Origin of the sequence: Ilumatobacter sp., from assembly GCF_049588435.1 — a bacterium.
Classification (GTDB): Bacteria; Actinomycetota; Acidimicrobiia; order Acidimicrobiales; family Ilumatobacteraceae; genus Ilumatobacter_A.
Window position 1 is genome coordinate 1 of record NZ_JBAVYV010000030.1, and the last position, 5,468, is coordinate 5,468.

General features: G+C 65.1%; 4 protein-coding genes and 1 pseudogene. All 5 read right to left on the bottom strand.

Going from position 1 to position 5,468, the window contains the following annotated elements:
• Window positions 1-419, bottom strand: a pseudogene (locus WBV89_RS00820) (FMN-binding glutamate synthase family protein); the annotation flags it as partial.
• The gene (locus WBV89_RS00825; protein ID WP_423979443.1) at window positions 416-1,879 is read right to left on the bottom strand and encodes an NAD(P)/FAD-dependent oxidoreductase; all 1,464 of its coding nucleotides are present in this window, start codon (window positions 1,877-1,879) and stop codon (window positions 416-418) included. The pseudogene WBV89_RS00820 and the gene WBV89_RS00825, both read right to left, overlap by 4 nt.
• Window positions 1,866-3,107, bottom strand: coding sequence for a hypothetical protein (locus WBV89_RS00830; RefSeq protein WP_423979444.1), 1,242 nt, complete (start codon window positions 3,105-3,107; stop codon window positions 1,866-1,868). The genes WBV89_RS00825 and WBV89_RS00830 overlap by 14 nt, the downstream gene beginning before the upstream one ends.
• A gap of 85 nt (window positions 3,108-3,192) precedes the next feature.
• Window positions 3,193-4,872 (bottom strand): NAD-dependent malic enzyme, encoded by a 1,680-nt coding sequence (locus tag WBV89_RS00835; RefSeq protein ID WP_423979445.1) that lies wholly within the window; start codon window positions 4,870-4,872, stop codon window positions 3,193-3,195.
• A gap of 201 nt (window positions 4,873-5,073) precedes the next feature.
• Window positions 5,074-5,468, bottom strand: a 395-nt coding sequence (locus WBV89_RS00840; RefSeq protein WP_423979446.1) for an LURP-one-related/scramblase family protein, incomplete at its 5' end; no start/stop codon positions are given.

Here is a 5,468-nt window from a genome sequence, read left to right on the forward strand (position 1 = left end):
TTCTCGGGATCCTCCGCCATCGGGTGCGGTGCGATCGAGTGCATCATGAACGTGTAGCCGTCGGCGTACACGTCGAGTTCGGTCCCGAACGGCTTCTTGTCGCCGACGTTCTTGGAGCGCTGGTACATCAGACTGCGCGTGTCACGGTCGAACGGACGGCCGCTGGTGTCGTTCTCGACCAGGTACTGATGCAATTCGGGACCCGCGTCCTCCAGCAGGAAGCGCAGGTGGCCGACGATCGGATAGTTGCGCAGGATGCTGTGGCGGTCCTGCGTGTAGTCCCACACGCCGACCAGGACGAGCACACCGGTGATCGCTGCTCCGATCAGCCACCACGGACTGAGCAAGGACAGGGCGACGAAGACGATCGTCAGGACGGTCACCGCCCAGAGGACCTTGGTACGGGCGTTCTCGATCATGTGGTTTCCTTCTGGTCGTGGCTCGATCGCTCGGGCGAATCTTCCTCGTGTTCGTCGTCGTATTCGGCTTCGTGTTCGTCGTCGTGCTGTACCGCTTGGTCGTGATCGTCGTGATCGTCGTGATCGTCGTGATCGTCGTCCTCGTCGCCCCAGTCGATTCGTGGGGCATCCGGATCGTCGATGATGGCGGGACTGCGACTCTTGGAGAACGAATCCCACGCCCAGTTCATGAACGCATCGATGCGCGCCCGGGTCGTGCTCAACAGCCATGCGTGCACGCCGAGCCACGCGCCGAAGGCGATCGGGCCGTGGAGTTCGTGGCGATGGGCGCCGACCTCGGCAACCGCTGCGCGCCGGCCGATCATCGCCATGATCCCCTTGTCGTGATAGTCGAACGAGGGGGTCCGCTTGCCCGCGACCTCGGCGAGAATCGAGTTCGCGGCCGCCGTGCCGGCTTGCATCGCGACCGCTCCGAGTTGGGGATACGGGCTCCCGTCCGGTCCGCTCACCGCCGCGATGTCACCGACCGCATACACACCGGGAAATCCGTCGACACCGAGGTCCTGTCCAGCTTCGATCCGACCGCCGCGCACCGTCGACATCGGCTCGGTGGTGTCGACCCGAACCGCCTGCAGACCACCCGCCCACACGACACAGCGCGTCGCGATCTCGGTTCCGTCGCCGAACACGACCCGGTCGTCCGCGACCTCGACCACCGAACGGCCGAGCATGAGTTGGACGTGCTTCTTGGTGAGCGCCTTGGCGGCATATTCGTGGGCCTTGTCGGAGAACGGGGCCAGCACCACGTTGCCGTGATCGACCAGGTACACCCGGGAACGGGCGACAGCCAGATCGTGATAGCGCTGGGGCATCACGTCGTTGATCATGTCGGCCAGCGATCCGGCGGTCTCGACTCCGGTCGCCCCAGCGCCCACGATCACGAAGTTGAGGGCGCCCTTGTCGATGCGTGTCGCATCCAGGTCGGCATCCTCGAAGAGTTGGAGGATCCGATTCCTGAGCTTGACCGCGTCGGTAGCCGAGTACAGGGGCAGCGAGTGTTCCGCCGCTCCCTCGACCCCGAAGAAGTTCGGCCGAGCGCCCATCGCGATGACCAGATGCGTCCCGGTGAAGGTGAGCCCGGTCGAGGTGGTCACGGTGCGTGTCGCCGGGTCGATCGACGTGACCTCGGCTTCCTTCACGGCGACCGTCGGGAGCTTGCGGAACAGGCCGCGGATCGGGCGCATGATGTCACCGCCGGACAACTGGGCGGTCGCGACCTGATAGAGCAGCGGTTGGAACTGGTGGTACGTGTTCTTGTCGATCAGGGTCACGGCGATGCCCTGGTGACCGAGTTCCTTCGCGCACGCGACACCGGCGAAGCCGGCCCCGACGATCACCACGTGTGGTGCGACGTCGGCCTCGCGCTCGATTCCCGCGCCGGATCGGTCAGTCGAAGACATGCCCGTGGTCATACCGTTCTGCCGCGCCCGCCGCCTCGGTGAGGGCGGCGACGTTGTTGCGTGTGAAGAAGCCCTCATAGCCGTGGCACCGCTCGACGTACTCGGTGATGAGCAGCGAGTAGGCGGAGCTCTTCGAGAAGATCTGCTTGAGGTTCGGCTCGTCCTTGCACTCGCCGACCACATGGGCGAGGAAATCGGTCCCGAGCGTGCTGAGCTGGCGCACGACGTAGTCGACATTCTTCTCGTCGACGACATGGCCGTCGAGAACAGCGAACGCGAGGTGGTGCATCCGACGCCCGAAGTTGCGCACGAAGTCCTCGGTCGGCATCGGGAGCTGATCGAACGAGTTGACGAACGACGGCGTGTTGTTGGCCGTGAACACCCGCGCCGGAGACTTCTTGTCGTCATCGACGTTCGGGTGCCGCGTCACGTTCGTCGACGAGTTCATCTCGGAGATGTTGTACGCACCCCAGAAGTAGTACGGCACCATCGTGAGGTATTCGAGGATCGCGTCTTCGCGCTCACCGGCGAGAACCCGGGTGGCCATGTGATCCAGCCCGAGCACCTTGCCGGCGACGTCATGTGCGACCTGTCGCTCGATCGCCGCGTCGATCACGTCACGGTCGTCCGGTGCGAGGGAGAATCCGTCGGTCAGCCCGAGCGCTCCGAGTTCGTCGAGTTCGACGTCGGTGTACCCGACCCGGTTGTACGTGAAGTCCGACAGGAACGTGAACCCGAGGTGATCCATGCAGAACAAGCTGTTCTCCTGGTCGCCCGGGTAGACGAATCGGATGTTCTGCGGCTCGAGCGCGTCACGGACCGCCGACACCGAGGTACACGAGTAGACCTCGCCGATGTAGCGCGCGTTCGGCTTGTGCTTCGAGAGCGGGTAGAGCTCGTTCCAGCGCGTCGTCTCGTCCTCGTAGTTCTGACTCAGCGGCTCGAGCACGATCATCCGCGGGAACTCGGGTTGCGAGCGGAGGAGGAAGACACGGTGCGTGTCGGTGAGAGCCGTGTCGATCAACCGGTACGGGCCCATCACGGCGAGTTCGGCGAGGTACTTGATCGCGTCGCCGTGCTCGACCTGGATCGCGACCGCTGCCATCTCGCCGACCAACTCGTCCAGGCCGGATTGCTCGCGGCGCTCGTAGACACGGGGCAGATACGACTCGAAGAACTCGGAGTTCTGCTTGTCACCCTTCAGCTGGTACGTCTTCAGATCGATCATTGCTCTGTACTCCGTGGATGATTCGGTTGGGGTTGACGGTGGCGGGGATGGTCTCGCTGATGGTCTCGCTGATGGTCGGATTCGGTCACGATGTGAACGGTCGATATTCGGCTCGCCACATGGTTGCCTCGACGGCGGCGTCGAGTTCCTCGGGGGTCGTCTCGGGAGCGACGCCTTGACGTTGTGCCTCCGCGCCCACCGCGACGGCGATCTTGCGGCTGACGGCGCGGACCTCGGACAACGGTGGCAGCAGGCTGTCACCGAGCTCACGAGCATCGGACGCGTTTGCCAGGGCATGGGCCGCGACCATGAACATCTCGTCGGTGACACGCGTGGCCTTCGACGCCCGGACGCCGAGGCCGACTCCCGGGAAGATGTACGAGTTGTTGCTCTGGGCGATGGTGTAGGTGACGCCGTCGAGTTCGACGGGGTGGAACGGACTGCCGGTGGCGACGAGCGCCCGTCCCTCGCTCCATGCCAGAACGTCGGATGCGGTGGCCTCCGCCCGGGACGTCGGATTCGACAGCGGCATGATGATCGGCTGCTCGTTGTGGGCGGCCATCGCCCGCACGACCTCCTCGGTGAACAGACCGAACACGCCGGTGACACCGATCAGCACCGACGGATGGGCGTTCTCGATGACGTCGACGAGACTCGTGGTGCCCTCCTCGGCGCGCGTCCAGTCGGCGACGACGTCGTGGCGCTGCGCGAGCGGCGTCTGGAACGTCAGCAGACCATCCATGTCGTCGGTGAGCAGACCGACCCGGTCGACGAGATAGAAGCGTGATCTCGCGTCGGCCTCGGACAGCCCGTCGGCCACCATCGCGGCGACGATCTGTTCCGCGATCCCGGAGCCCGCCGAACCGGCGCCGACGATCACGACCCGCTGCTCGCTGAGCGCTCGACCCGATTGCCGCAACCCGGACACCACCGCCGCGAGTGCAACGGTGGCGGTGCCCTGGATGTCGTCGTTGAACGTGCAGAGTCGGTCGCGGTAACGATCGAGCAGAAGGTGCGCGTGGTGCTCGGCGAAGTCCTCCCATTGCAGCATCACGTCGGGGAACACCCGCATCACCGCCTGCACGAACGCCTCGATGAACGCGTCGTAGTCGGGGCCCACGATTCGCTCGTGGCGCCAGCCGAGGTAGTCGGGGTCGTCGCGACGGTCCGTGTTGTTGGTCCCGACATCGAGCACGATCGGCAAGGTGGTGGCCGGATCGATGCCACCGCAGGCCGAGTACAGCGACAACTTGCCGATCGGGATGCCGAGCCCATCGCTGCCCTGGTCGCCGAGGCCCAGGATGCGTTCACCGTCGGTCACCACGATCACTGCGACCTCGTCGTGCGGGACGCTTCGCAGCATCTCCTCCATCCGGTCGATGTCGGGATAGGAGAGGAACAGCCCGCGGTGGTGCTGATAGATCTGGCTGAACTTCTGGCACGCCTCGCCGACGACCGGCGTGTAGACGATCGGCATCAGGTCGACGATGTCGTCGAGGATGACCCGCAGGAAGAGCGTTTCGTCGTAGTCCTGGACGCCCCGCAACAGCATGTGACGACCGAGGTCGGTGGTCTCGAGCGCCAACTGGGCGCGCACGCGATCGGCACGCTGCTCGAGCGTCTCGACGTTGGTCGGCACGAGGCCGTGGAGGCCGAGATCATCGCGCTCGTCGATGGTGAACGCCGTCCCCTTGTTCGTGAGCGGGTTCGACAGCAAGGCCACGCCTCGCGTGTTCACCTTCAGCGGTTCGGGTTCATTCGACATTCTGGCTCCGCTCGCGAATTGGTGGTACTTCGGTGGCTACCTTCTCGCGTCGCGAGGTTTCGGTCATCATCCACACCGGATGAGATTACGCGCTGGGGCCATGCCGCGTGACCGTCGACCACCGAGCACGGTCGGGACGGACTCCCGCGGCGGTCGCAGATGCCTCGATCGTCGTCGGCCGGGGAGGCACCAGGACCGCGCTCAGCGACGCGTCAGCGCGTCGACCGCGACGGTGACAGCGAGCACGAGTGGAGCGTCGGCCGGCTCGTGGACCTCGACCCCGTAGGTGTCCCTGACGCGGAACCACTTCTTCGAGACGTTGGCGATCGTGTCGCCCTCTCGTTCGATCTCGTACTCGTGGTCGACGATGTTGCCGTGCACCTTGAGGTCGTGACCGCGGTCGACCTCGACGTGGAAGCGGTCGCGGATGCCGACGAGCGCCTTCTTCACGACGGCCTCACGACCGTCGCTCTCGATCTTGATCGCGTCGCGGATCGACAGCTTGCGCTCCCGGATCGTGGCGACTTCGCGACCGTTGGCATCTTCGAGCTTCCACGTGTCCCGGATGCGCAGCGCTCTGCCATCGACCTTGAACG

What these genes read in the sequence shown, in the direction of transcription:
- WBV89_RS00825 (WP_423979443.1), bottom strand. Translation starts at nt 1,879, where the DNA reads ATGTCTTCGACTGACCGATCCGGCGCGGGAATCGAGCGCGAGGCCGAC.
- WBV89_RS00830 (WP_423979444.1), bottom strand. Translation starts at nt 3,107, where the DNA reads ATGATCGATCTGAAGACGTACCAGCTGAAGGGTGACAAGCAGAACTCC.
- WBV89_RS00835 (WP_423979445.1), bottom strand. Translation starts at nt 4,872, where the DNA reads ATGTCGAATGAACCCGAACCGCTGAAGGTGAACACGCGAGGCGTGGCC.